Consider the following 22,813-nt stretch of genomic DNA (forward strand, 5'->3'; position numbering starts at 1 on the left):
ACTCTCAGAACTCGGCCCAATCGTCCTGCACGGCGAGGTTGCCCTGCGTCATCGGGGCTGGCGCAGGTGACGGTGCGCGCGCCGGGCTGCGCACGGGCAGATGCTGGACATTCGCCCCGCCCATGCTGCCACGCGCGCCGGCGCCAAGATCGAAACGCCCGACGAGCTGGCCCATGCGCTGGGCTTCCTGCGCCAGGCTGCGCGAGGCGGCCGTCGATTCCTCGACCAGTGCCGCGTTCTGCTGGGTCGTGGTATCCATCTGGCCCACGACCTGATCGACCTGGCCGATGGCATTGGCCTGTTCGTTCGCCGATTCCGCGATGCGCCCGATCATGTTCGCCAGTTCCCCGGTGCGCGTGACGATCTTGCCCAGCGCCTCGCGGGTCTGACCCAGCATTTCGACGCCGTTGTGCACCTCGCCGCCGCTGGTCTGGATGATCCCGCTGATCTCGCGCGCGGCCTCGGCCGAACGCTCGGCCAGCGCGCGCACTTCGGTCGCGACGACCGCAAAGCCCTTGCCCGCCTCGCCCGCACGCGCGGCCTCGACCCCGGCGTTGAGCGCCAGGAGGTTGGTCTGGAAGGCGATCCCGTCGATCAGGGTGACGATCTCGGCCATGCGCTGGCTGGACTTGGAGATTGCCTCCATCGCGGTACTCGCGCGGACCATGATCTGGCTGCCATCCTCGGCCTCGCGCTCGGTCGCCTGCGCGTTGTCGCGCGCATCCTGCGCCACGCGGGCGGTGTCCGAGACCGACTCGCGCAGTTCGCGCACTGCCGCAGCCGACTGTTCGAGTGCGGCCGCCTGCGCGGTGGTGCGCCCGGCCAGATCGTCGGCGGCGCTGGCGATCTCGCCCGCGCCATTGTTGACGTTGTCCGCCGCGCCCGCGACGTCACCCAGCACACTGGCGAGGCTCGTCACGGTCTCGTTGAAGTCGACCCGCAGACGCTCGTAATCTTGCGGGAAGCGCGTGGTGATCGCGCAATCGAGCTTGCCGCCCTTCAGCGCTTCGAGCCCTCCAGCCAGTTCTTCGACGACGACCCGCTGGGACTCGGCCGCCTCTTCGGCGCGCTTGCGGGCGCGCTCGGCAACGGCCTCCTTGATGGCCTCGAGCGCGCGGGCGATCGCGCCGATTTCGTCGCGTCCCTCGCGCCCGGGCACCGCGCGCTCGAGGTCGCCGCGCGCCATGTCCTCCATCGCGCGCGTCAGCCCGGCGAGCGGGCGCACCACGCGGTTGGTCATCACCACCAGGACGAGGACGCAGGCCGCGCCGATCAGGACCAGCAGTCCCACGATCCAGTTGAAGGAGCTCGCGACCGTCGCCTTGCCTTCTTCGCCCGCGGCGTTGCCGATCTCCACGTTGTAGGCGAATTCCTCCTTCACCAGCGAATCGAGACGGTAACCCAGCGGCTTCAAGTCCCGGTTGTAGAGCCCGGTCGCCTCTTCGGTGCGCAGACCCATCGAAGCCGAGCGCACCGCCTGCACTTCGTTCTTCCATTCGCTCCAGGTTGCCGTGAACTGGTTGAAGAGCTTTTCCTCCTCGGCATCGGACACCAGGTTCTTGTAGCTGGAGATCCGCGCATCGGTTTCCTTGAGCGTCGTTGCTAGCTCCTCGTCGATACGCCGCGTCTCGCTGCGCGTGTCGGCCAGGATGTGCTGCGAGATGAGGATGCGCGCCTGCGCCTGGTGCTGCGCGACCTCGCCCAGGACCGACAGGCTGGGCACGGTGTTGTCCGAGGAATAGGACAGGCTCTCGCCCAGCCCATCGATGAAGCGCAGCGCCATCGCCCCGCTCACAAGCGCCAGCGCGCCGATCAGCAGCGTCGTCACCAGAGTGACCGTCCGAATCTTGAGATTGCCCAGCAGTACCATCGCGATGTCCGTCTTCCCGCCACGCCCTGTCGTGGCCCCGGCGCGGGTACCACGCGCCCTCGAACAAAGCCCTGAAGGCTCCCCCCCGCAGGAATACGCAAGCCTCGATGACGCCCCGAGCCCCCGCGAACCCGGCCCCGCCGCAAAACCCCATTGACCAAACGACCAAACCGGTGCAATCGAGCTTCCCTTCGCGGGTGTAGCTCAATGGTAGAGCAGCAGCTTCCCAAGCTGACGACGAGGGTTCGATTCCCTTCACCCGCTCCATCCCCCCTTCAAAAATCATCCGAAGAATGGTATAAAAGCCCGGAAATCCGGGGCTTTTGCGCTCCGCTTCGTCCGGATTTGACCGCCCTTTTCCACCTGCATCCAGGAAATTTTGGGGGTACTTTGGGGTTTCGTCGTCTGGGCCAGTGAGAGAGACCCCCATCGTGGGGGACTCGTAACGGGAAAGGCGCTGAAATATGCCACTTACCGACATTGCGATCCGAAACGCGAAGCCCCGAGAGAAGCCCTACAAGCTGGGCGACGCGCTTGGCCTTTTCCTGCTGGTGAAACCGACAGGGGGAAAGCTCTGGCGCGTGAAGTATCGCATCCACGGCAAGGAAAAGGCGCTCGCGATCGGCACCTATCCAACCGTCGGCCTGGCCGAAGCCCGCCGCCGCCGCGACAGTGCGCGTGAGCTGGTCTTCGACGGGCGCGATCCTTCGATAGAAAAGCGGCGTGACAAGATGCGCGCGGAAATGGCCTCGGCCACGACGTTCACCTCCGTCGCCGAGGAGTATTGTGCCAAGCGCAAACGCGATGGCGCCAAGGCTTGGGCACCCGCGACGGCCAACCGCAGTGAGTACCTTCTCTCGCTGCTACGCGGCTCGATCGGAGACATGCCGATAGCCGATATCCAACCAATAGACGTTTTGACCGCCGTTCGCAGAATCGAGAAGAAGGGGCAGCTGGAAAGCGCGCGTCGCACGCTCCAACTTGCTGGCGCTGTCTTCCGCTACGCGGTCGCCACCGCCCGTATTCCTTCCGATCCGACCCGCGACCTTCGTGGCGCGCTAACCACGCCCACGGTCACCCACTATGGCGCGATCATCGACCCGGAGCGCGTTGGGGAACTGCTGCGGGCGATTGAAGGCTATGAAGGTCAGCCCATGACCAAACTGGCGATGCAGTTGGCGCCCCATGTCTTCGTCCGCCCTGGCGAGTTGCGCCACGCCGAATGGTCAGAGTTCGACTTCGATGGTGCACTCTGGAGGATCCCCGCCGCGAAGACGAAGATGCGAAAAGACCATCTGGTCCCGCTTTCTCGCCAGAGCCTCGCCCTGCTTGAAGACGCCAAGGCGCTGACGGGGCCGGAAGGGTACGTGTTTCCTTCCATCCGGTCGCGTCGCCGACCTATGAGCGACAACACGATCAACGCTGGCTTGCGCCGTCTCGGCTACGCCAGCGATGAAATGACCGCCCATGGTTTCAGGGCTATGGCGTCCACCCTGCTCAATGAAAGCGGCAAGTGGCATCCCGACGCCATCGAACGTGCGCTGGCGCATGGGGACCGCGACAAGGTCCGGGCGGCATATCACCGTGGCGCTCACTGGAAGGAACGGGTCGAGATGGCGCAATGGTGGAGCGATTATCTCGATGAAAGGCGCGATGACGGCCAGCCCAAGCGGGTGTCCAAAAGTCGCATATAGGTTCCGTACATCTGAGCGCGCGCGACGCGATTCAACGAAACAGACCTTCCACTGAGAGAAGTCCGTGTCAGGCGCGGAGATCACCGCCGAACAGGTCATCTCCAAGATCGCGCGGGGGCTGCTTGCGCCGCTCTTTACGGGTCACCCCTTCGGCCGTGAGTATATCATGCGCGTCGACAAATCGCTGAAAGAACGCCTCCATTTCCCCCGATTCCAGAAGGGAAAGGTCCGCAAGGGTGTACGGCTTGATACTGCGTTCTTTACATCCTTCAGGAGCGCTCAGATCGAGCAAAAGCAAATCTGCGTCGCTCAGCTGATCGACTGCGAAGAGCGACATGATCGTACTGGCGATCATCCGCAAGCCATCGCGACCAGGCACGTGACCCCGCCGGGGCTGAAGGTAGAAAAGAGTGGTCCTGCCATTCTCGCGAAAGAAAAACAGAGGATCGACGGTAATCGCGAAGTCAGGACGCAGATTGAGTTTCTGCGGTGAAAGGACGTGGCACAGGAGATCTCCGCGCCCCTGCGCGGCATCCCAGATCAATCCTCCAACTTCCTCGTTGTATGGCCGCCCCAATTTGTTGCCGGTGGAACCACAGGCGCGAACAGCTGCCTGGCGCGAAATGGAGGAACTGAATACAGTTCGCGCCACCCGCTTGGCTGGGCTGTAGCCCCAGACAGCTCCGGTTGTGCGGTAGTAGCGCCTAAGGTTGGCAGCTGTCGTTTCGACGTTATGACCAGTTAACCTGACCACGTCTTGAAGTGGGGGAATCGGTAAAGCCATGAACGGATCTTTACCATTATGTGCGCAGTGAACAAAGGCGGCTGCTACTGCACAGTTGCCGTTTTCCCCTGCTCAATGAAATGACGGCGAATGGACTCATTCGAGATTTCCATGTTCAACCGGACCTTGCCGTCTCCGGCATTCCATACCCTATCCCATGGCCCTCCAGGCACATGGGTGAGATCGGACAGCTCAAAGGCGCCAAAACCCGAGTAATACCGCAAGATGGAGCGGAGCAACTTCTCGGTTTCAGCAGAGAAGTCTGCCCGTGCTTCCGTGACCTCGCCCGTATCCAGGTCCATCATGGTTGCACGGCTGGTGATCGGCCCTGCTCCGTAAACCTTGAAGCTGTCGTATACGGCCTTGATGACGGGCCCGTATTCCCAAGCTTCAATGCGATTCGAAATCAGCGGCGTATCGAACGAGGCCAAGTGCCAGCCGTGAGCAAAGTAGATGTGTTTGAGTATGCCCATGTTAGTGAGCACCACTCCGCGATCCTCTGCGCAGTCCAGTAGATAGTTGGCAACTTGTCTGGCGTCGTACATTGCTATCTCATGAGCTCTTCATTGGCCCGTGCGCGGCTGCCGGTACAGATGAAGAGGGTTCCGCGCAATCGAAGCTATCACCGGTCCGCTGGCGATACGAGCAGGCATACGCCGCTTGCGGAAATGAAGCCGTGGGCTTGAGCTCCAGCTCGTTGTTTTTTGATCCTTTGAAGCACTGACTGACCCGCGCCTATGGCACGGCCGGGCTCTATTTCGCTGTCGCTCAACCGAGCCACCGGCTACGCCGCCGTCTCGTCGGCAGAGCCGTGACGATCCCTGTCAGGGCGGGATGCGGCTTGCATCCCTTCAGCGGTCGCCGCGCTGACCCGCGCGGCGGCGTTGGCCTTTGTCGGCTCCAAGGTGACGGGGGGCGTCGCTGCCCGATAGCCCCGCCTCGACGGGGCGCAACCCGGCCGCTGCGCTCTCGGGTCCTTCACGTTGTTACGGCCTTGCAGGTGCGCCCCGCCTTTTGCCGGCGGGGCTGCTGGTTCGCTCCTGCCGCCCCCCGCCACCCTGGCGCCGGTCAATGGCGGTTGAAGGAAGGAGTGAAGGAGCATGGCCAAGGACAATCGTCAGAGCCTCTATGGAGAAGTCACGAGCCGGATCATTGCCGAACTGGAGGAAGGCCGCGTGCCGTGGGTGCAGCCGTGGGACGCGGCGCGGTGCCCGGTGACGATGCCGCACAACGGGCTAACCGGGCGCATCTACAGCGGCATAAACGTGCTGATCCTGTGGGCGGCCGGGATCGGGGGCGGCTATTCCTCGCAGCGCTGGCTTACCTACAAGCAGGCCGAGAAGGCAGGCGGCAACGTCAAGCGCGGGGAGAAGGGAACGGTCATTTGTTACGCGGATCGTTTCACACCCAAGGACGAGGCGCAAAAGGCCCGGAGCGAGGACCGCGACCCGCGCACCGTGGCGTTCCTCAAGCGGTTTACGGTCTTCAATCTCGACCAGTGCGAAGGGCTTCCTATCGAGGACGGGGCGGCCGCGAGCGTGCCTGATCCGGTCATGACGCGGATCGAGGCCGACCGGATCATCACGCTGTCAGGCGCGGACTTTCGGATTGGTGGGCGCGAGGCTTACTATGCCCCGGCCGAAGACTTCGTGATGGTGCCGCCACAGGTCGCTTTCCCCGATCCGATCAACTGGTACCGCACCGCGCTGCACGAACTGGGGCATTGGACCGGGCATTCTACCCGCCTCAACCGGGACCAGTCGGGCCGTTATCGCTCCGCGAAGTATGGCCGGGAGGAACTGGTCGCCGAGATGACCAGCGCCTTTGTCTGTGCCTCCTTGGGGATCGCGCCAAGCGTGCGGCATTCCGACTATATCGGTGCGTGGCTTGCCGTGTTGCGCGAGGACGAAAAGGCGATCTTTCGCGCGGCCAGTGCCGCCAGCAAGGCCGCCGATTACCTCCTTGCCTTCGGGGAGGAGGCGGCATGATCCGGCCTCTTGCCTTCCTCGTCCAGCGTATCCGGGAGGTGTCGCTCAGGGGCGCCTTTGCCGAGGTCTCCGATCCCCGGCACCGGCGATATATGCGCGCGATGGCCTCGCTTCCCGATGCCGAGCACGCGGCCTTTCGTCTGGCCCGCATCCAAGGGTTGAACGTGCCCCGGATCGCGGACGAACTTGGTATCTCGAACGCGCAGGCCGAGACCCATCTCGCCCATGCCATCGAAATGATCGCCAGTTCTCTGCGGCGTCAGGAGCGCAAGGGATGGTGATATGCGCGCGGCCGGAGCCCACAGGGCCCCGGCCGCCTTCATTTTGCACTTGGCAGCAAGGATGTTAGGCGCGAGTCTGTGCCCATGAAAACGAGCCTCGACCATCTCCCGGCGAACAAGCAGCGCGAGCTCGAACGCGTGGTGCAGATCGTCTTCGAGGAATTCGAGGACGCCTTCGCGCTCTCGACGCAGAACTGGAAGAAGAAGGGGCGCATCCTCAAGATCGTGCTTTACGGCAGCTATGCCCGGGGCAACTGGATCGACGAGCCGCACACCGCCAAGGGCTACAAGTCGGACTACGATCTTTTGGTGATCGTGAGCGACAAGCGGCTGACCGACCGGGTCAAGTACTGGACCCGCGTCGATGAACGGCTGATGCGCGAATACGGCATTACCGAGAGCCTCAAGACGCCGGTCAATTTCATCGTCCACACCATGCAGGAAGTGAACGATGGGCTCGCCCAGGGCCGGTACTTCTTCATGGACATCGCTCGCGACGGCATTGCGCTCTACGAGGCCGACGACAGCGAACTGGCGACCCCCAAGCCCAAGACCCCGCATGCGGCGCTGGATCTGGCGAAGGAGTACTACGGGGAGTGGTTTCCTGCAGCCATGCGGAAATACAAGCTCGCTTGTGATGCGAGAGGTCAGGATTTTCCGAAGGAAGCAGCTTTCCTGCTGCATCAGTCTTCGGAAAGCCTCTACCACTGCGTCCTGCTGGTCTCGACCTTCTACACCCCGCACGTCCACAATCTGGCGTTCCTGCGCACCCAGGCCGAGCGTCTCGATCCCCGGCTGGTCTACGCCTGGCCGCGCGAGAACCGCTGGCAGCGCGGCATGTTCGAGAAGCTCAAGGAAGCCTACGTCAAGGCGCGCTACTCCAAGCACTACACCGTGAGCGAAGAAGAGCTGACCTGGCTCGGCGAACAGGTTGAAGAGCTTGGCCGCGTCGTCCAGACCGTGTGCTCCGAGCGCATCGCCCAGCTCGAAGAGACCGCCCGCGAAGCCAGCTGACCGGCTGGCTTCCATTCCCCTTTAGACGCTCTCCTCGACCACGATGTCGAGCGTCAGTTGCAGCACATCTTCCTCGGCATCGGCTGCTTCCGGCTGCAGGGTTTCCTGGCCGCAAGCGAGCGTGATCCACGCGAAATTCCAGTTCAGATCGACCCGGTCACCGTCTCCGTTACGCGTGATGCGAACCTGCGCCGCACCCTCGACCGCGAGGGTAAAACGGCAGGTGGAGGCATCCTCCAGGAACGTCCCACGCAGCAAGGTTCCGTCCGAAAACGCCAGCGAAAACCCCTCGGCAATCCCGCGCGCAGGGACATCGAGACGTGTCTCGATATCGCCCGTCAGGACCAAGCTCGATCGCCCTCCAACCTCGATCTGAACACCCATGCTGTCATGCCTCCATCCGACTCACGTTCGACCACAAAAATAGAACATACAGCGAACATGAGAAAGGATGAGGGATTGGGAGGGGGAGGCAAGTGGAGGCAAGGCGGGAGAAAGCATGAGGGAAGGAAATGGTGGCGAGGGCAAGATAAAAGGGTGTCTCGCACCACCCGTAAGCATCTGTCTGCACGTCGTTTTTTAGAGAGATAGTCGCTGTTTGGGCGAGACACTTGCGAGACATGGCGTGACGCCGGTTCACATGGCTCATTCGGCTGGCTGCAATGCGGGCTGGCGCTAGATTTTAGTAGCGCCCGTGCCTGGAGGCCGATCCGCTTTTGCGCCGAGCCTTTGCGACGGGAGATCCCGTGGATTCGCGCTGGCAAAGCGCGGGCTATGGCGTCTCGAAAGTACGAGGCGGCGATGCGGCATTTTGTCCGCCAGTCGCACCCTTACTCTGGACAGGGCAGTCATCGACTGGCGCGGCCTGCGGGGCAGCCGGGATTGCGTTCAAACAGGCACGTAAACATGCCTTGCAAAAGTGCGCGTCACGGGTGCGTTTGGGGCTGGCGGTTGGCAAGCGTGCCTGGCTCAGGAATTGCGGTTCGACAAAGGTACCGATCGGCACCGGACAGGCCCTGCCGAACAGGCGCGCCATCGTGCAATCTCGCGTGCATGCCGACAGCCAAAACCCGCCATCAATTCTACTTGCCCGAGGGCTTTTCCGCGAGCCTTGCGAAGGCGGCTGCCGAGCCCGGAAACTCGAAAACCCTCATCCTGACCAAGGCATTGGCCGCCTGGTTCGAGCAGCACACCCAAACTCCGGTCATGGGCGTATGCGCTCGTCAAGACTGCCAAGCCCTACAGATTGAGGCCAAGCTCGATCGGATCATCAATATCCTTTTAGACGCCAATCTGCCCGCTGCGTCGCAACGCCATTCTCAGGGCAAGGCGCGAGCTCACGTCGATTCCGAAAGGTCCGGCCAATCGGTGCGCAATACGGTGGACCGGGACGAGGCAAGCGGTCGGCAAATGACCAGCCCATCCGGGCGCGCGGACCAACAGGAGTTTGATCTATGATCCAGAAGACCAGCTTGCCGATCGAGCCAATTTCCGTTCGCATTCCGGAAGCCTGCCGACTGACCGGCATCGGCCGTTCGAAACTCTACGAGCTGATTGCAGAGGGCCGCATCGAAGTCGTCAAGGTCGGGGCCATGACGCTTGTGCCCTATGCCAGCTTGAAGGACCTGATCGACGTGGGACGAGGATCAGCTAATTCGTAATGTAAATCTACAGCCCAAGGCTTCCAGATATAGCGCAAGGCACCGTTCAAGATCCGCCTTACACGCCTCTTCCATCGCCAGCCCTCCATCAAAGCTGACTCCCTATGAATCACGCAGTCGCCGCCATGGGATTCCCGAAAAATAAACTTTTGCTAAAGTAGTGCTAGTTCTTGACGCGACGTCCCTTGCGCTTCTTACCACCGAGTTCCGTTGATACCAGAAGTAAACGCTCGACGTGGAAGTTAAGCTCGTCGCGGTCCAGCGTAGCAAGCGGCAAGCTTGCCATTGCAACTACTTCCTCGGTGTCGCCGACCTCGCGGAGGGCGACAGTCGTAGCATTCTCCCAAGCCGTGGCCATGAGCTTTTTGAACGAAGCGACTGTTGGGCGGGCGCCCAAGGTAGCGATCGGCAGAACTAGGTTCACGATGGGGTTTCCCGGTGACGACCGCGAGCAATCCTCTACCATGATCAATTCACCCTTCGCGCTGCCTGGGCGAATGCCAATCTGCCCGGAGGCACCATCCAGTTCCACCTTGTAGCCGGCCTCTTGTATCCTGGCCTTGAGCATCACCATGTATGCTGGCGGTTCCACCTGCCGTTCAAGCACGCTGTTCCCGCCAATCTTGATGACCTGATGGCGGGTCAGGTCTGCGCCGGTCTTGGATGTCACGATCTCGACACGGACGGGTTCACCCGTGACCATTCGATCTCCTAACTCAAGTACGGCATCCATTCTTGGTGCAGGCGACTTTAGCCTACTGGCGATCCGCGAAAGCCCGGCAAAGGCGTAAACCGCCGCGGTGACCAAGGCTCGTACCCGCGGGCCAGTTTCGAAGTTGCTTTCGAGTTCCTCAAGGCCAGACGGCTCGTGAGACAGGATAATCGCTAGCGCAGCCCGGCGGCCGATCTTTTCACTATCTGCCAAGCTAGGAATGTCGATCTCGGCATCGATGACCTTTTGGCATCCGCGGACCCAGGATTCTGCTTCTGGGCCATGATCTGCCAAGCGGCCTTCGACATCTGCAAGGAATTCGCGTCTATCAAAGCCGCGCTTGCCGAAACGAGATCGCAGCGCCTCGATAGTCGCTGTCCAGATCGAGACATCGACCTGCGAAGTACGAGGTTCGAGCGCAAGCAGGAGGCGTCGACCGTTCTCAGCAATATCGGTTCCAGGTTCGTGGAGGAACTTGCGGATCGCCTCATCGAAGGTGTTTTCCGACAAGAGGTCGATGATTCCCGCGGCTAAGCCCCCGAGAAAGTCGAGGTCGCTTCGTCTACTCGGCTGCTCGACCGGAAGCTCTTGTAGATCTGTAGGGCGTTCGCCAGATTCGCAAACCGGCCACTTCGCTGCGAGTTCGACGATGTTCATGGGAACATCGGGAAATGCGTCGTAAGATGCGTTGAAGTTCGCCAACGAGGCCTCGTCCCGGAAGTAGGCCGACCTGACAGCCGTTATTCTCTCAGGGCCACCAAGTAATTCCATGGTTCTAGGTCCCGCCCCGCCCCCTCCTTTTCCTGCAAGGCTGAGCAGGACCCTATCCCCAGCTTCACCCTCTGAGATTGCCCAGGCGGGAACCTCGCCACTAAAAGCGAACAACCCGTTGGCAGCGTAACTCTGCAGGTCCAGTGCCGCATCGCTTTTCAATGATCCACCAAGGTAACCAGACGCCAACGCAAGGGCGAAATTGTCGGCGTGGATGGGCACGAGGAGTTCACAGCTTGATGCCTTGCCTTTGGCTTTCGGTTCGAAATCGAGCTCGAGTTCGCGCTTATCGTCTGTCACTCGGCTGCCTCCACTTCTTCGAAATCATCGTTTGCCTCGATGGCGTCTTGGAACACCCTGACACTTTGGTCGAGAGATCCCAGCCCCACATACCGGCAAAGATCCATGCTCGGACGAGGTAACAAGCGAAACGATGCGGGTGGAGCGGCCCTTGGATCTATGTCCTTGAACGCGATGTAGAGCTCGGAACGGGCTCGGGAACTCATAACGTAGAGTGCCATGCGCTCGTTCAGAAAGCCCGAGGTATCGACGCTCATTCCTTCCATGCCGAGGAAGAAGACGATGTCGAATTCTAGACCCTTGGCGGACTGTGCATGGAGGAAGGTAATCGTGTTGCCACTTTCAAAGTCCAGCGACTGGTCGGTGTGCGTACTGTTTCCGCTGAGGTACATCTGCAAGTGCGGGGGCTTGGCCAGCTCGCTAACGCGCGTTTTGACCTGATTGTAGGCCCGCTTAACGTCCGTAGTCCCACCGTAGACGATCACGCCGACCTGCTTGCCCGGATTGATCTTCGCCTTTCGCGCAATGAAATCAGCGATGTCCCGGTCGTTGGCAGCGAAGACAACCTGCGGGTTCTCACCGTCTGCATCCGGCAGTTCTGCTATACCGCTCTCGTTTCCGACTTGGAAATGCTTGGCAAACTGGGCAATTGGCCGCGTGTTCCGAAAGTTCTTTTTCAAGCTGAAAACTCGATCGGCCGCGACACCGAGGAAAAGATGATCCTTGATATCCTTGATCCGGCTGTTCCGGGCAGCCTGCAAACGCTGGTTGTCGTCTGCGAAGATCGTCATCTGAGCCGCGACGCCGTGCGCATCCATTTGCTTCAGCATCATCCCGAGGGCCATATACATCTGGGGAGGAAAGTCTTGCCCCTCGTCGATGATGAGATGCCCCCAGGTAAACTTCCGGCTGGCCCCCTTTTGGATAGCATTGAGCGACCGGGCGCATATATCGGGCCAATCGTGGGCCCAGCGATCACCGGCGATCATCGGAGGCCAAGAGCCCGTCGCCCGCTTCCACCACTTACCTGCCCAGGTATGCATCGTACTCACGCCGACATCAGGAGCCACGTTGGACCTGCTGGACGTGTACTTGGCCAACACCTTGTTATACATAATAACATGCGGGTCTTGACCAAGCTTCCCGAGCTTCTGGGCACGGTGAAAAGCCATAACCGTTTTCCCGGTGCCCGGCGGGCCCACGACCAAGATCGCCCCGTCGGCCGGTGCATTGCCGTAAATACGACGCTGTTCTCGATCGAGATCACTTAGCGAGGGAAACCGCATCCTTAGCCCCCTAGAACCTTGCTGAAGTAACCTACCGGCTCCCGAACATCTCGCCCATTCTTTCGTCCGTCGCCGGACACCAAAACACGATCGAGGAGCACGTTCGAAAAAGTGCAGCTCGTCTCCGCGACAAGCGAGCACGCGTGGCACGCTGCACGGTTCAATCCATCAACACCCTGTGCGTCGAGTTCGCGGCAAACCGGGTCGCCGGAACACCATTGGCTGCGAGACACGGCGCGGTAGATAACATCCTCGAGTCTTTCGGGCGCCCCCATCTCGCTCAAACCACCCATGGATCCCTCGGCATCCGAGTCCGCCGTGTAGATGAGTAGCCCAGCATACGGCTCAGAGTCTGTTCCACAATAAATTCGCTCTCTTAACGAGGTCGAAGAATATCCGCAGTCAAAGGACAGCTGGTTTAGGAGCAAGTGGGCAAAACTGTGGACCATGATGAATGTCGGGTTCGCGTTGAACCCCATGCGTCCCGGCAATCCCAGCGCCTCGGCACTCACGAGATGTGACTGGGTGAACTCCTCGATTTGCTCTTCGTTTTCCTTCCTCCAGCCAGCGATCGCAGAGTTAGAGAATTCCAAGAAAACGCCTTCGCCAAGCACCATCATGGCCGGCAACCAGTCAGGCTGCTGCCGTCCCAGCGAAGGCGAGATCATGGCGTGTTTATCCGAGACGTTGCGCCGCTGGAAGCCCCGGAATGCACGGACCTCGCGGAGCCTTTCGACCCTAACGAAGCGTTCGAAGAGATCGTCGAGACCGAAGCGCGAAGTCGGTTTCTCTGGTCGGGCGATGAGCCACCGGGAATTCTGTCCCTTGGGGTTCGCAAGGACGGGAAATTCCTGATCGAGAATGCTCTGCTGGCTGATCTCGTCTGCCGGAGGGGTGGGGCCAGTTTCGGCTGGACTAGTTCCTAGGTCCACTTCGAAGCACGCAAGCGCATCCTCTAAGGTGATACCGACATCGATAGCGCGAGCCTCGAGGTTTGGGCGGGTGGCCTGGATCGCCATGGTTGTATCGCCGCCCTGCAAGTCCGCGAGCATCCTCGCCGTTTGCAAGGTGCTCTTGTAAATCGCGTCGGCACGGAGCTTTTCCCAGCTATCCTTCTCCGTGTCGCCGTCGATATCGAGCGCGGAGATCACGGAGGCGTAGTGTAGGGAACTGGAACCTCGCGGCTCCATGTAGAGCGGCTTCGGAACCCCGGGATTCCTCTTGTTGTCCGGGTCTACGCAAGTCGATGATTGCTCTCCGGGTTGGTAGCCACGGCATTTCTGCGGGAGCGGGCCATCTGCAATTCCCTCCAAGCTACCCGATGATCCACAACTGCACCGTATGACCATGCTTGAGAAGTCACCGCCGCTCTTGCCAGTTACCTCGAAGTGGAGCCTCGCGGTTTGACGACTGCAAGCACCATCTTTCGCGGGCTCGTGCGACCGGTGCCCCCACCAGTACCAATCAATCTCGTCGATGTGACCGTTGTCGCATGCCGCCACGAACCGCATGGGAACCAGCCTGGCATTCTTGCACTTGCCGCCATCGCAGGTTGGCTTGGGAAGACTGCCGTCATCCTTTAGGTTTTGCTTGTCTTTTTCCGGGGTCCACCGGGTCATCTTGCGGCATTCCGGGCAGAAGTGCCAATGCGGGAACCGCAATATCGCGACTGATTCCGTTGGCTTTCTCAGCTGGCGAGGCCGAAGCCAATCGGTGAGTGATCCCACCTCGATCTTCTCGAGATTGTAGCCCTTCGCCCAGCTTCCCGTGCCACGGACGAAAAAGGACTGGCCGTCGATCTCGCATAGCGAGCCAACACCGAATGGGCTTATGAGCTGCGCGCTACGAATTGTTGGCTTGGGCAAGTGCCATGTCCTCCAAGATAATTTCCTTGTCGACGTGCCGCATCGATTGCAGCGTGTGCCAGCCTGCCCCGTCGATCTTCTTGTTACCGTAGCGAACGAGCAAGTGCGGGCGCTGCTGGTTGCTGGCAAACGTATACTGCAGCCCTTCCACTGCGCTTGCCCATCGGGCCCACTCCTTCACTTTCTCGGTCAACTTCGCCGAGATACGATCCCGCTCTTCGGCTTCGCGTGGTCCGTCGTAGGCCCTCAACAGGCGCTGCTCGAGGCGCTCGATGATAGCTGCAACCGGCGGCTCAGCGGGATCGAACTGCCTAGCTGCCGCGTTTTTTCTTAGCCTTGTCCCGTGGCGCACGGCCGTGACCAAGGCCGCGTGAAGCCCCCGTTCAATCGCTGGCAAGGCTCCGGGCGTGACGCTTGTTGGTTCGACGAAGCTGTAGAAGCGCTCGTGGTAATCGCGGAAAGACTCGTAATGCGAGCGGTCCCTTGGCTTGCTCGGAGAATAGGCAGCCAAGACAAGGCCGGGCACTGCGCCACGTCCCACCCGGCTCGTCGCCTGGATGTATTCTGCACTGAGCTTGGGTTGACCGTTCACCATCATCATGCCGAGACGGTCGATATCGACGCCGACCGAAATGATGTTGGTGCACGGGACCACGTCGATCGCGGGTTGTTCTGGCCTATGCCGTCGGGCCAACAATTGTCTCGCCCTCGGAACCGGTGTCTCCGCGTGGGCCTTCAGTTCTAGCACCTGGAAGTTCGATGGCCGTTCGACCGCCTCGTCTGACGCGTAGACTTTCATGCGCGTTGGAATCTCGTCTCGGGTGGCGTTGACGATACGACCCAGTTCACGCTTGCTGTTATGGTAAGCTACCAACGTCCAGTAAGAATCTGCCTCGTTCGCGGTTAGCTCGCCGGCTTCAACGAGTTCGTATGACGACTGGAGTAGCGTTGCCATCGTCCAAGAGGCCGCGACAGTCGATCGAAGCCCCTGCGCCATCACCCCGGCATAAAGTCTCGACCTTTCCTTGTTGCCCGTATCGAGCTTCGAGAAAAAGGAATCCTCCGCGCGCAGACCGGGTGACGGAAACACCATCGATGGCCTACCGTATATCCTCCTGCACTGGACAGAAGCGTTCCTTATGGTTGCCGTAGAGGCAATCACTTTCGGCGGCTTTCCTCCGGCTGCCATCAGGGTCTCGAAAGCGGCTTCGTAGATCCCTGCCAGGGTCCCGAGCGGGCCCGAGATCAAATGCAGCTCGTCTTGGATCACGAGCGAGGGTGATGACCACTTCGTGCCGAGTCCGAGCAGGACCCCGCCGTTTTCCTTCCAAGGGATCATTGCGAACTTGTCGATGGTCCCGAGCAAAAACGAAGGCGGTGCGCGGAGCAACTGCTCGTCGACGAAGTAGACCGGCAATCCCCCGTGGAACGCGCAGTCCTCTTCCGGGCACCTCGTCGTGAAACTGTTGGCGGTCGCAACGAACCCGTAATAGGCCTCATCAGGGCTACCATCCGGCTTCGTTTTCTTCTCTTCTGGAACGAGCAGGGTCCCACACGATGGACAACTCTCGATGGGGTAAGGGTTCGCGTCGCGAGGTTGGCTCGAATCCAGAAGCTCTTGCGTCCTCGACATCGCCCCGTCATGGCTGCCAGCAAAGGAATTTGGGCTAACTTCGCCCCCCACGAATAGGCCGATCGAGAATTCTTCCTCGCCAACCGATGGATCGCCCGAAGCGGTCAATTCGCGCCTTATCATTTCCATGGCACAGATCACGCCGGCAGTACGTTGGAACTGGTCGGCGGTCAGGAAGCGGTAGGTATAGCGGTTGATGACCCCGGTTCCGCCGCCCGCTTTCCCTTCGAGAATCCGTCTCCGGAATAGCTCGAAGGCAGAAACGAACAAGTATGCCTCAGTCTTACCGCCGCCGGTCGAGAACCAGATGACATCAACGAGATCACGATCGGGAAGTTCTTTTCCCGCGAGCGAAGGCAAGACGAGAAGAAAGAACGCCAGCTGGAACGGGCGCCACTGCGCGGGATTCTCGAAATAGTCGATCGGGTCAGTTTCTGCCTTTCCAAGCGCGAAGGGCCCCTGCATTCCGTCTTCGCGCCCCCGGCCGGTCGCCCGGCCCGCGTGGGACATCGACATGAGCATCGCGCGGTTCGCCAGCATGAAGCAGCGGGCGATGCTCTCGTCGCTTTGAAGGATGCGAATACCATCCTTCATGCGTTCGGCACTTCGCTCGCATCGTCCGATCATTCTGGAGGCGTCGGCTGCCAGTTCGGAGTCAACCGGTATCGCGGCCTGCGAAGCTATCCATTCTTCGTAGAAATCGACCAATCCCGTTAGGCGCTCGATTAGCTCGGGACCGGAGAGGTCACCGTTGGCAAGGGGCGCGATCTTGAACAATTCGTCGTCGTCGAAGGAAATGAGTTCACCGTCCCTTGCGATCGACAGGTTGTCGAAGACCGGCCGCCAAACGTGGGCGGTGGGAAGAGCTTCGGTGCAGACCCATTCGCACTTGTCATTTTCAAGTTTCCAATCGGTCGCCACCCCGTGTCCAACGGCATAGGGGCGTTGCTCACCGTAAATGACCCGGAGTTCACGCTCCTCGTCCGTGGGTGGAACGTACCGGGCCGCCGGGTACTTGAGGATTTGGCCTTCGAGGGGCTCGGCTCGAATTGAAACCTGGTAAAGGGTGTCCTCGCTTGATCTCGCGTTCTTCGCCTCGTGGACGTTGGAGAGGCTAGTTGTCAGGAGAACGTCGCCACTTGGCAAGGTTCGCGCGAGCACTTCCAGTGTCGCGTGATCCTCGAGGACGAGGGTGGTCTCCAAGCCGGTTGCGTCAACAGCTTGCGATGCCCGGGCCAACGCGCGACGTTGCCACCGCCCATCGGCCTTGCTTCGCCGCCTCGCTGACTTCGCATCGAGAGATGCATCTGCCGGGACCGGGGCTTCCGCGGCCTTTGCCTTTGCCTTGGCAGCCTCGGGGTTTTCAGCATCTTCCCTCGGCTCAGCCTGTTCGTAGACGGCTGCGTCGACCGTGATCTTCACCTTGCTGCCCGGCGCAATGCACAATGACATCCCCATCGACGCCGGCAACATCGCACTAGACATGCTCAGCGGATCATCAACATCCTCGTCGGAGGCGTCCTCCGCTTCGTCCCCGCCAAGGTCAGCAGGGGAGCGCTCTGCGCGCGGGAAGAGCATGCCTTGCATGTAGGCGAGGCTCATTCGCCCTTCGATGATCTCGTCCTCATGGGTCCCGCTGGGTCCGGGCTTGCCAAGACCCGGCCCAATGAGCCTGCGGCGCGTTTCGCGAAGGACTTTGTCCCTGCCTAGCATTCAATCTCCCCCCTTGGACGCGCCATGATTGGCGGCCTTGCCAGTCAGTTCGGCCACAGCCTCGCGGGTCGCGACCAGTGTTAGGCCATGGTTCGCGCGCGAAATTCCCTTGTAGGCGCACGAGGCAAAACCGTGCTCCTGACCCAGTCCTGCTACGCAAACAAGCGGTCGTTCCAAGCCCTTGAAGTCCTCGATCGCCGCAACGAGGACACAGTCACGAGGTTTGCCGCCAAGGGCCCGCTTGCTCAATACTTCGGACCGCACGTTCTTCGAGTTGAGGAGGTCCACGGCTTTGGGGATTTCAGCACTGCTAGGCACCAGAAACGCGATCGAGTTTCGCGGGAGTTTGTCATCGTCACTCAACCATTTTCGGACCGCTGCGACTGCTCGGGGAAGAATTTCGCTTTCGGCCTCGACCAGTTGGAGGTCGACGATCCCGCTATCAGGCTTGCTGCTTGGCTTGCCGACATCTGCTCCCGCCAAGAACTTGATTGCCTCGACGATCTTTCCGGCGTTGCGAATATTGTTTTTGAGGTTAGTCACGACACCTTTGGACTTAAGGTATTCGAGGCAATTTTGATCCACCGGAAAACTTGGGGACACCTGGTAATTGGGATCGCCGAACCATCGCCAGCGACCGCTCTCCCAACCTCCAGCTAATACGCCGTCCACCAGGTCGATGCATTCTAATGAGCAAAGATCTTGCCCTTCATCGACCAAGAGCACGTCCCATGCTTTCCCTTCATCGCGAAACCCCTGGACTTCGTCGATCGTGGCGACAGTCACCCCGCTGGGTAATCCCTGATTAGATAGGAAACTAGCTAGGTAGCTGCTACGGGTTAGGAAGAGAACCGAGCGCCCCTCTGCTTCTTCGTAACGTGCGCAAGCGGCCGCTACGAACGTCTTGCCGGTACCTGCCCCCCCCGCGACGAGTATCCGCTCATTCTCGGAAATGGCGTCGAGCTTTTCGTATTGCTCGTCGGTGAACTGGTAGAGTCTTTGCCCCATGTCACGCAACTGACTGTTCAGAGAAGGAACGCGTTCGAAGTTCGGGCGCAGCGAATCCGAGATCCCCTTGACCAGTTGCGGCGAGAGCTCAACCGCATTCTTTTGTTTCGATGCCCAGTGGTCATATGCCCTCGCCAAAAATTTCTTGAACGAGTTGTGACCCTTGCAGTCTTCTTCGTAAGCAGTGATCTCATCTGGATGCTCGGGCAACAAGGTTGAACCGTCTTTGGCCAGCCTAGGGATATCGGTGAACACCACGGCCCAACCGCGGGGTACTCCGCGTAACTCGCGATAGAACTTGGGATTGAGGTAATTATTCTCCAGCGAAAAGTATGCAGACTTAGCCTGCTCGGCGGGGCCTTCCTTCTTGCGGTTCATTTCGTTGTTGCGGTTGGTGAATTCCCACATACCGTCCTTGCATGCGACCCGACCTCCCTTCACCTCGAGAAGGAGAATGCCGCGCCGCCCGATCAGGAAGAAATCCGCTTCCCCCCATCGCTTGTACTCGTGGTGACCGATGTTGAGCGAGTGAAGCGCAACGTCGTAGGCACTAAAGCCCACTTCCGTCAGGAATCCGAATACCCTCCGCTCCGCGGCGGAATCGCACCCTAAAAATTGCGCAGGAATTAGCTTCATATACCCCCGAGAATCGCCCCCCCCGAATGCCAAGTTGAATAGCCGGGAACTTCTTAAGAACCACACAAGGGATTGATAGCCCGCCAATTTTTCTTATTCAAGACGGGCTCCCGTTCTATTCCCCCCCCCCTTCGCAATACGACGCCAGACAGGAAGGAAGGCAGCAACATGAGCCCCGCAAGCCCGCGACATCAATCAACTGAAAAAGTCTGAAAACCGAGCGAAACACCTGGACCACCGCCGCCCCCCGTGCTAGCAAATATGGCATGACTCTCGATATCAAGACCCTCGACAAGGACGGGATGACCGCACCCCCGCTGACTTCCGCCAAAGCGCCAACGGCGACCCGATCGATCTACTCCGCGGTCGACTTGTTTGCCGGGTGCGGCGGGCTTGGCACCGGACTCGAGAACGCCGGCTTCACGACGGTCTTCGTCAACGAGCTCGACAAGGACGCGATGGCAACCTACCTGCGCAACCGGGGGCACGAGCTCGGCGGCATGCGCTTCTCTGAGAATGCCGAGCTTCGCTGCCACGATGCGCACGAACTCAAGGGAAAGCGCCTCGAGAAGCTGGTCAACGATCTCGGCTGTATGAGCGAAGTCGACTTGCGCTTCGAGCAAGCAAGCTACGGCAAGCTCAGCAACCTCGACCTCGTCGCCGGCGGCCCTCCTTGCCAAGGGTACTCGGGCATTGGTATCAGGCGTTCTTACGCGGTCGACAAGGAAGCCCTGCCTTCCAACCGGCTTTACGCGAGGATGACCACGATCATAGACCGGCTTCGTCCTCGCATGTTCCTGTTCGAGAACGTACGCGGACTCTTGACCTCCCGTTGGACGCGCGAGGGATCGCGGAAGATCTTCCCTGACGTCTTGGATGAATTCCGCAAGATCCCGGGCTATGAGGTCCGGTGGTCGTTGGTCTACGCCAAGGATTACGGCGTTCCGCAGAACCGCCCCCGCGTGCTGCTCGTTGGAATACGCAAGGACATTCTCGAGGCATGTAGCTTTCTCGACAAAGACACGGACTCTGAAGATGCTGTTGCATGCGGGTTCTTGCCTTCCCCGAACCCGGGATCGTTTCCCGACCTCGTCGACCTGCTTGGCGACCTCATCGACCCCAATATCACGAAGATCCTGCGAAGCGGCGACTTCTCCTCCGGTTCGTTCGAAACCACTGCCTACCCGCGCAAGCCGATGAATGAATTGCAGGAGGGCTTCCGCACCCCGCCGGCCTGGGCCGCTTCTCGGGCAGGCAAGCTGACGGAGCAGGAGTACAGCAAGCACAAGCGCGAGATAGTCGAGAAGTTCGACTACATGCTGGCGAACGGCGGCGAGATTCCTGCCCATGCGCAAACCAAGAAATTCTCGCAGCGCATCTTGAAGCCGCGTTGGGGGAATGCTGAGCCAAACATGACGGCAACCTCGCTTCCGGACGATTACGTCCATTTTAGCCAGCCGCGCATCCTCACCGTGAGGGAATGGGCAAGGCTCCAGATGTTCCCCGATTGGTACGAGTTCTCGGGCAAGCGGACGACCGGTGGTATCCGCCGGGCAGGGAACCCGCTCGAAGGCAATTTCGACCGCGAGGTTCCCAAGTACACGCAGATCGGCAATGCCGTTCCCGTTGGCCTCGCCGAGGCCGTCGGCAAGCATTTCCGCAAGGTTCTGGACGAGGCCGTGGGAACCCGTGCTTGAGAAGAGTGACACGGACGTCGGCGATGTCCTCGCCGCGTTCACGCGGCACGAGATCGACGTAGCGCTCTTGGTCCCCACCGATACGGGGCTGAAGAAGTCGATCATGGACGCGACCGCCAACGTGCGGGATTATCTCCTGTCGACCGGCATCCACGATTTCGACGGTCAGGCGCAAGGCCCGGAGAACAAGGTGGTCCGTAGGGCCTACTTCGTCGAGCCCGATCGCCTCATGGAATCGACGGTATCCCTGTATCGTCCCCAGACGAAGTCCGGCGACCCGCGTATCTGGTTCGCCCTGCTCCGGCGCTATGCCGATCCCTACAACTTGCTTGCCGTCTTCGAGCACGAAGGCGACCTCTACGTGGTCAACGCGAGCCGGCCTGAGGTCTTAGCATCCCTCGACAATGCTAGCAGCCCCCTTGGGCATATCGCGGTAAAGTACCGGCGAGGCGAGGACCCTGTCGTCGGCGAATTGCTCGATGCGCTGAGGAAGATTGCCGCGCAGGGGTTCGTTCGCACGCTACGTCCGGGCGACACCGGCGTCGGCATGACGCTGGAGACCTTGCTCGGCATCGCAGCCAATGCCGAGAAGACGCCCGACTTCAAGGGGATCGAGCTCAAGGCGAAGCGTATCAAGCGGGCTCCCACCAGATCCACGCTATTCTCGCAGTCGCCCGATTGGACGGTCAGCCCGGTCGGCTCGGCGTGGAACCTCCTCAGCACCTTTGGGTACCATCGCAATGGAAAGCTTCGCTTGAATTGCGAGATCAACGCGAAGGCTCCAAACTCCCTCGGGTTCATGCTGAGCGTCGACACGGAAAAGGACTGGCTGAGGCAGGACCACGTACGAGCCGAGGATGAACGACGCGCGCATGTAGTCACTTGGCCCCTCGAGGTCTTGAAAGGCAGGCTGCGCGAGAAGCATCCCCAGACTTTCTGGGTCGGTGCGCGCTGCCGCGGTAAAGGGGCAGACGAGCATTTCCATTACATGCAGGTAGAACACACGCGCTCACCGAACGTGCGTAATTTCCAAGCGCTCTTGGAAAGCGGCGTGATCTCGGTCGATTACCTCATGAGCCAGAGGGGCGAGAAGCAACTGGTCAGGGACCACGGCTACCTCTTCAAGATCAAGCAAAAGGACTTCCCGGCACTGTTCCCGCCATCCAATGTCCATGTCCTCGCCTGACACGGTCCTCGGGACCGGCGAAAAGCGAAAGCTGACGCTCCTCGCGGCCGATCTCGCGGACTGGTACCGGCAGGGTGGCGGCCGGTCCTTCCCATGGCGCGAGCCGGGTACGCCGCTCTACCAGCTCGTTTGCGTGGAAGTCTTGCTCCAGCGGACCCGGGCCGAGACAGTCGCAAGCTTCTACAACCGATTCTTCACGCGATTCCCGGGTTGGCACGAACTCGCGAACGCGCCAGGCGAAGAGCTCGAGGAGTTCCTCAAGCCGCTCGGCCTATGGAAACGCAGGACCGCCTCGTTGCGTGCACTCGCGGCATATGCCGCCGAGCATGACGGCATGTTTCCTAACCGTTACGAGGAGCTCCTGCAGGTGCCTGCCGTTGGCCAGTACGTTGCCCACGCGATCTTGATGTTCCAGCATGGAGGGAGGTTTCCTCTCATCGACGTGAACATGGCGCGCGTGGTGGAGCGCTTCGTGCGTCCGCGCAAACTCGCCGACATCCGGTACGACCCTTGGCTTCAGCAAGCTTGCAGGTGGCTGGTGAGGCGAGGCGACCCGAAAGTGGTCAATTGGTCAGTGCTTGACCATGCCGCGTTGACTTGTTGCGCGCGCGCGCCCGACTGCCAATCGTGTTTCGTTTCCAGAAGGTGCGCGTTCAAAGCGGCCTAGGCTCAGAACCCATTGATTGGCAGGCCGTGCTGTGATTCAGCCTCCGC

Annotated in this window: 18 protein-coding genes and 1 tRNA gene; 10 read left to right on the forward strand and 9 right to left on the reverse strand. The window is 60.4% G+C overall.

Translation table 11 applies throughout. From position 1 onward, the window contains the following. Nucleotides 1-4: 4 nt before the first annotated feature. Entirely contained in the window at nucleotides 5-1,870 is a 1,866-nt protein-coding gene (locus LC060_RS17205; protein WP_226637776.1) for a methyl-accepting chemotaxis protein, read from the reverse strand. 193 nt (nucleotides 1,871-2,063) lie between these two features. Between LC060_RS17205 and LC060_RS17210 the strand changes: the two genes are divergently transcribed. Then, nucleotides 2,064-2,137, forward strand: a tRNA-Gly gene (locus LC060_RS17210). A gap of 197 nt (nucleotides 2,138-2,334) precedes the next feature. After that, nucleotides 2,335-3,564 (forward strand): tyrosine-type recombinase/integrase, encoded by a 1,230-nt coding sequence (locus LC060_RS17215; RefSeq protein WP_226637777.1) that lies wholly within the window; start codon nucleotides 2,335-2,337, stop codon nucleotides 3,562-3,564. A 67-nt stretch (nucleotides 3,565-3,631) separates the two neighbouring features. Here the strand turns inward: LC060_RS17215 and LC060_RS17220 are convergent, their stop codons facing one another. Together LC060_RS17220 and LC060_RS17225 are read right to left on the reverse strand one after the other, a co-directional pair. Beyond that, nucleotides 3,632-4,348: a hypothetical protein gene (locus LC060_RS17220; protein WP_226637778.1), complete on the reverse strand. Its 717-nt coding sequence runs from the start codon at nucleotides 4,346-4,348 to the stop codon at nucleotides 3,632-3,634. A gap of 44 nt (nucleotides 4,349-4,392) precedes the next feature. Then, the gene (locus LC060_RS17225; protein WP_226637781.1) at nucleotides 4,393-4,893 is read right to left on the reverse strand and encodes a Panacea domain-containing protein; all 501 of its coding nucleotides are present in this window, start codon (nucleotides 4,891-4,893) and stop codon (nucleotides 4,393-4,395) included. Nucleotides 4,894-5,448: 555 nt separating this feature from the next. Between LC060_RS17225 and LC060_RS17230 the strand changes: the two genes are divergently transcribed. The 3 genes from LC060_RS17230 (at nucleotide 5,449) to LC060_RS17240 (ending at nucleotide 7,631) form a co-directional block, all read left to right on the forward strand. Continuing rightward, entirely contained in the window at nucleotides 5,449-6,336 is an 888-nt protein-coding gene (locus LC060_RS17230; RefSeq protein ID WP_226637783.1) for an ArdC family protein, read from the forward strand. Beyond that, nucleotides 6,333-6,617, forward strand: coding sequence for an RNA polymerase sigma factor (locus LC060_RS17235; RefSeq protein ID WP_226637785.1), 285 nt, complete (start codon nucleotides 6,333-6,335; stop codon nucleotides 6,615-6,617). Before LC060_RS17230 ends, LC060_RS17235 begins: the two co-directional genes overlap by 4 nt. 84 nt (nucleotides 6,618-6,701) lie before the next feature. Next, nucleotides 6,702-7,631, forward strand: coding sequence for a HEPN domain-containing protein (locus LC060_RS17240; protein ID WP_226637793.1), 930 nt, complete (start codon nucleotides 6,702-6,704; stop codon nucleotides 7,629-7,631). A gap of 21 nt (nucleotides 7,632-7,652) precedes the next feature. Here the strand turns inward: LC060_RS17240 and LC060_RS17245 are convergent, their stop codons facing one another. Beyond that, a complete protein-coding gene (locus LC060_RS17245; RefSeq protein WP_226637795.1) occupies nucleotides 7,653-8,015 on the reverse strand; it encodes a hypothetical protein in 363 nt (120 codons plus the stop codon). Nucleotides 8,016-8,684: 669 nt separating this feature from the next. Here LC060_RS17245 and LC060_RS17250 point away from each other — a divergent pair. Together LC060_RS17250 and LC060_RS17255 are read left to right on the forward strand one after the other, a co-directional pair. Continuing rightward, nucleotides 8,685-9,089 carry a hypothetical protein gene (locus tag LC060_RS17250; RefSeq protein WP_226637797.1) on the forward strand — a complete coding sequence of 135 codons (405 nt, stop codon included), beginning with the start codon at nucleotides 8,685-8,687 and terminating at the stop codon, nucleotides 9,087-9,089. Further along, on the forward strand, nucleotides 9,086-9,292 hold the full coding sequence (locus LC060_RS17255) for a helix-turn-helix domain-containing protein (protein WP_226637799.1): 207 nt from the start codon (nucleotides 9,086-9,088) through the stop codon (nucleotides 9,290-9,292). The genes LC060_RS17250 and LC060_RS17255 overlap by 4 nt, the downstream gene beginning before the upstream one ends. A 163-nt stretch (nucleotides 9,293-9,455) precedes the next feature. Here LC060_RS17255 and LC060_RS17260 read toward each other — a convergent pair whose 3' ends face one another. The 5 genes from LC060_RS17260 to LC060_RS17280 all read right to left on the reverse strand — a co-directional run bounded on the left by LC060_RS17260 (nucleotide 9,456) and on the right by LC060_RS17280 (nucleotide 19,216). After that, nucleotides 9,456-11,075, reverse strand: a complete 1,620-nt coding sequence (locus LC060_RS17260) for a hypothetical protein (protein WP_226637801.1) — start codon at nucleotides 11,073-11,075, stop codon at nucleotides 9,456-9,458. After that, nucleotides 11,072-12,361 (reverse strand): AAA family ATPase, encoded by a 1,290-nt coding sequence (locus LC060_RS17265; protein ID WP_226637803.1) that lies wholly within the window; start codon nucleotides 12,359-12,361, stop codon nucleotides 11,072-11,074. Before LC060_RS17265 ends, LC060_RS17260 begins: the two co-directional genes overlap by 4 nt. 2 nt (nucleotides 12,362-12,363) lie before the next feature. Further along, nucleotides 12,364-14,226 (reverse strand): DUF1998 domain-containing protein, encoded by a 1,863-nt coding sequence (gene drmB, locus LC060_RS17270; protein ID WP_226637805.1) that lies wholly within the window; start codon nucleotides 14,224-14,226, stop codon nucleotides 12,364-12,366. Continuing rightward, nucleotides 14,204-17,461 carry a DEAD/DEAH box helicase gene (locus LC060_RS17275; protein WP_226637807.1) on the reverse strand — a complete coding sequence of 1,086 codons (3,258 nt, stop codon included), beginning with the start codon at nucleotides 17,459-17,461 and terminating at the stop codon, nucleotides 14,204-14,206. The genes drmB and LC060_RS17275 overlap by 23 nt, the downstream gene beginning before the upstream one ends. A 111-nt stretch (nucleotides 17,462-17,572) precedes the next feature. Next, nucleotides 17,573-19,216 carry a nuclease-related domain-containing DEAD/DEAH box helicase gene (locus LC060_RS17280; protein ID WP_226637809.1) on the reverse strand — a complete coding sequence of 548 codons (1,644 nt, stop codon included), beginning with the start codon at nucleotides 19,214-19,216 and terminating at the stop codon, nucleotides 17,573-17,575. Between the two features lie 266 nt (nucleotides 19,217-19,482). Here LC060_RS17280 and LC060_RS17285 point away from each other — a divergent pair, with 266 nt between their 5' ends. Genes LC060_RS17285 through LC060_RS17295 form a run of 3 tightly spaced genes read left to right on the forward strand, consistent with a single transcriptional unit; the run spans nucleotide 19,483 to nucleotide 22,766 of the window. Continuing rightward, a complete protein-coding gene (locus LC060_RS17285) occupies nucleotides 19,483-20,913 on the forward strand; it encodes a DNA cytosine methyltransferase (RefSeq protein ID WP_226637810.1) in 1,431 nt (476 codons plus the stop codon). Beyond that, nucleotides 20,906-22,099, forward strand: a complete 1,194-nt coding sequence (locus LC060_RS17290; RefSeq protein ID WP_226637812.1) for an MvaI/BcnI family restriction endonuclease — start codon at nucleotides 20,906-20,908, stop codon at nucleotides 22,097-22,099. Before LC060_RS17285 ends, LC060_RS17290 begins: the two co-directional genes overlap by 8 nt. After that, nucleotides 22,086-22,766, forward strand: a complete 681-nt coding sequence (locus LC060_RS17295; protein WP_226637813.1) for a hypothetical protein — start codon at nucleotides 22,086-22,088, stop codon at nucleotides 22,764-22,766. Before LC060_RS17290 ends, LC060_RS17295 begins: the two co-directional genes overlap by 14 nt. The last annotated feature ends 47 nt before the right edge of the window (nucleotides 22,767-22,813 follow it).

Origin of the sequence: Novosphingobium profundi (assembly GCF_020524485.1) — a bacterium.
GTDB lineage: Bacteria > Pseudomonadota > Alphaproteobacteria > Sphingomonadales > Sphingomonadaceae > Novosphingobium > Novosphingobium profundi_A.

Excerpts from the sequence above, each read along its gene's own strand:
- LC060_RS17205 (WP_226637776.1), bottom strand. The coding sequence starts at position 1,870 with ATGGTACTGCTGGGCAATCTCAAGATTCGGACGGTCACTCTGGTGACG.
- LC060_RS17215 (WP_226637777.1), top strand. The coding sequence starts at position 2,335 with ATGCCACTTACCGACATTGCGATCCGAAACGCGAAGCCCCGAGAGAAG.
- LC060_RS17220 (WP_226637778.1), bottom strand. The coding sequence starts at position 4,348 with ATGGCTTTACCGATTCCCCCACTTCAAGACGTGGTCAGGTTAACTGGT.
- LC060_RS17225 (WP_226637781.1), bottom strand. The coding sequence starts at position 4,893 with ATGTACGACGCCAGACAAGTTGCCAACTATCTACTGGACTGCGCAGAG.
- LC060_RS17230 (WP_226637783.1), top strand. The coding sequence starts at position 5,449 with ATGGCCAAGGACAATCGTCAGAGCCTCTATGGAGAAGTCACGAGCCGG.
- LC060_RS17235 (WP_226637785.1), top strand. The coding sequence starts at position 6,333 with ATGATCCGGCCTCTTGCCTTCCTCGTCCAGCGTATCCGGGAGGTGTCG.
- LC060_RS17240 (WP_226637793.1), top strand. The coding sequence starts at position 6,702 with ATGAAAACGAGCCTCGACCATCTCCCGGCGAACAAGCAGCGCGAGCTC.
- LC060_RS17245 (WP_226637795.1), bottom strand. The coding sequence starts at position 8,015 with ATGGGTGTTCAGATCGAGGTTGGAGGGCGATCGAGCTTGGTCCTGACG.
- LC060_RS17250 (WP_226637797.1), top strand. The coding sequence starts at position 8,685 with ATGCCGACAGCCAAAACCCGCCATCAATTCTACTTGCCCGAGGGCTTT.
- LC060_RS17255 (WP_226637799.1), top strand. The coding sequence starts at position 9,086 with ATGATCCAGAAGACCAGCTTGCCGATCGAGCCAATTTCCGTTCGCATT.
- LC060_RS17265 (WP_226637803.1), bottom strand. The coding sequence starts at position 12,361 with ATGCGGTTTCCCTCGCTAAGTGATCTCGATCGAGAACAGCGTCGTATT.
- LC060_RS17275 (WP_226637807.1), bottom strand. The coding sequence starts at position 17,461 with ATGAGCCTCGCCTACATGCAAGGCATGCTCTTCCCGCGCGCAGAGCGC.
- LC060_RS17280 (WP_226637809.1), bottom strand. The coding sequence starts at position 19,216 with ATGAAGCTAATTCCTGCGCAATTTTTAGGGTGCGATTCCGCCGCGGAG.
- LC060_RS17285 (WP_226637810.1), top strand. The coding sequence starts at position 19,483 with ATGACTCTCGATATCAAGACCCTCGACAAGGACGGGATGACCGCACCC.
- LC060_RS17295 (WP_226637813.1), top strand. The coding sequence starts at position 22,086 with ATGTCCTCGCCTGACACGGTCCTCGGGACCGGCGAAAAGCGAAAGCTG.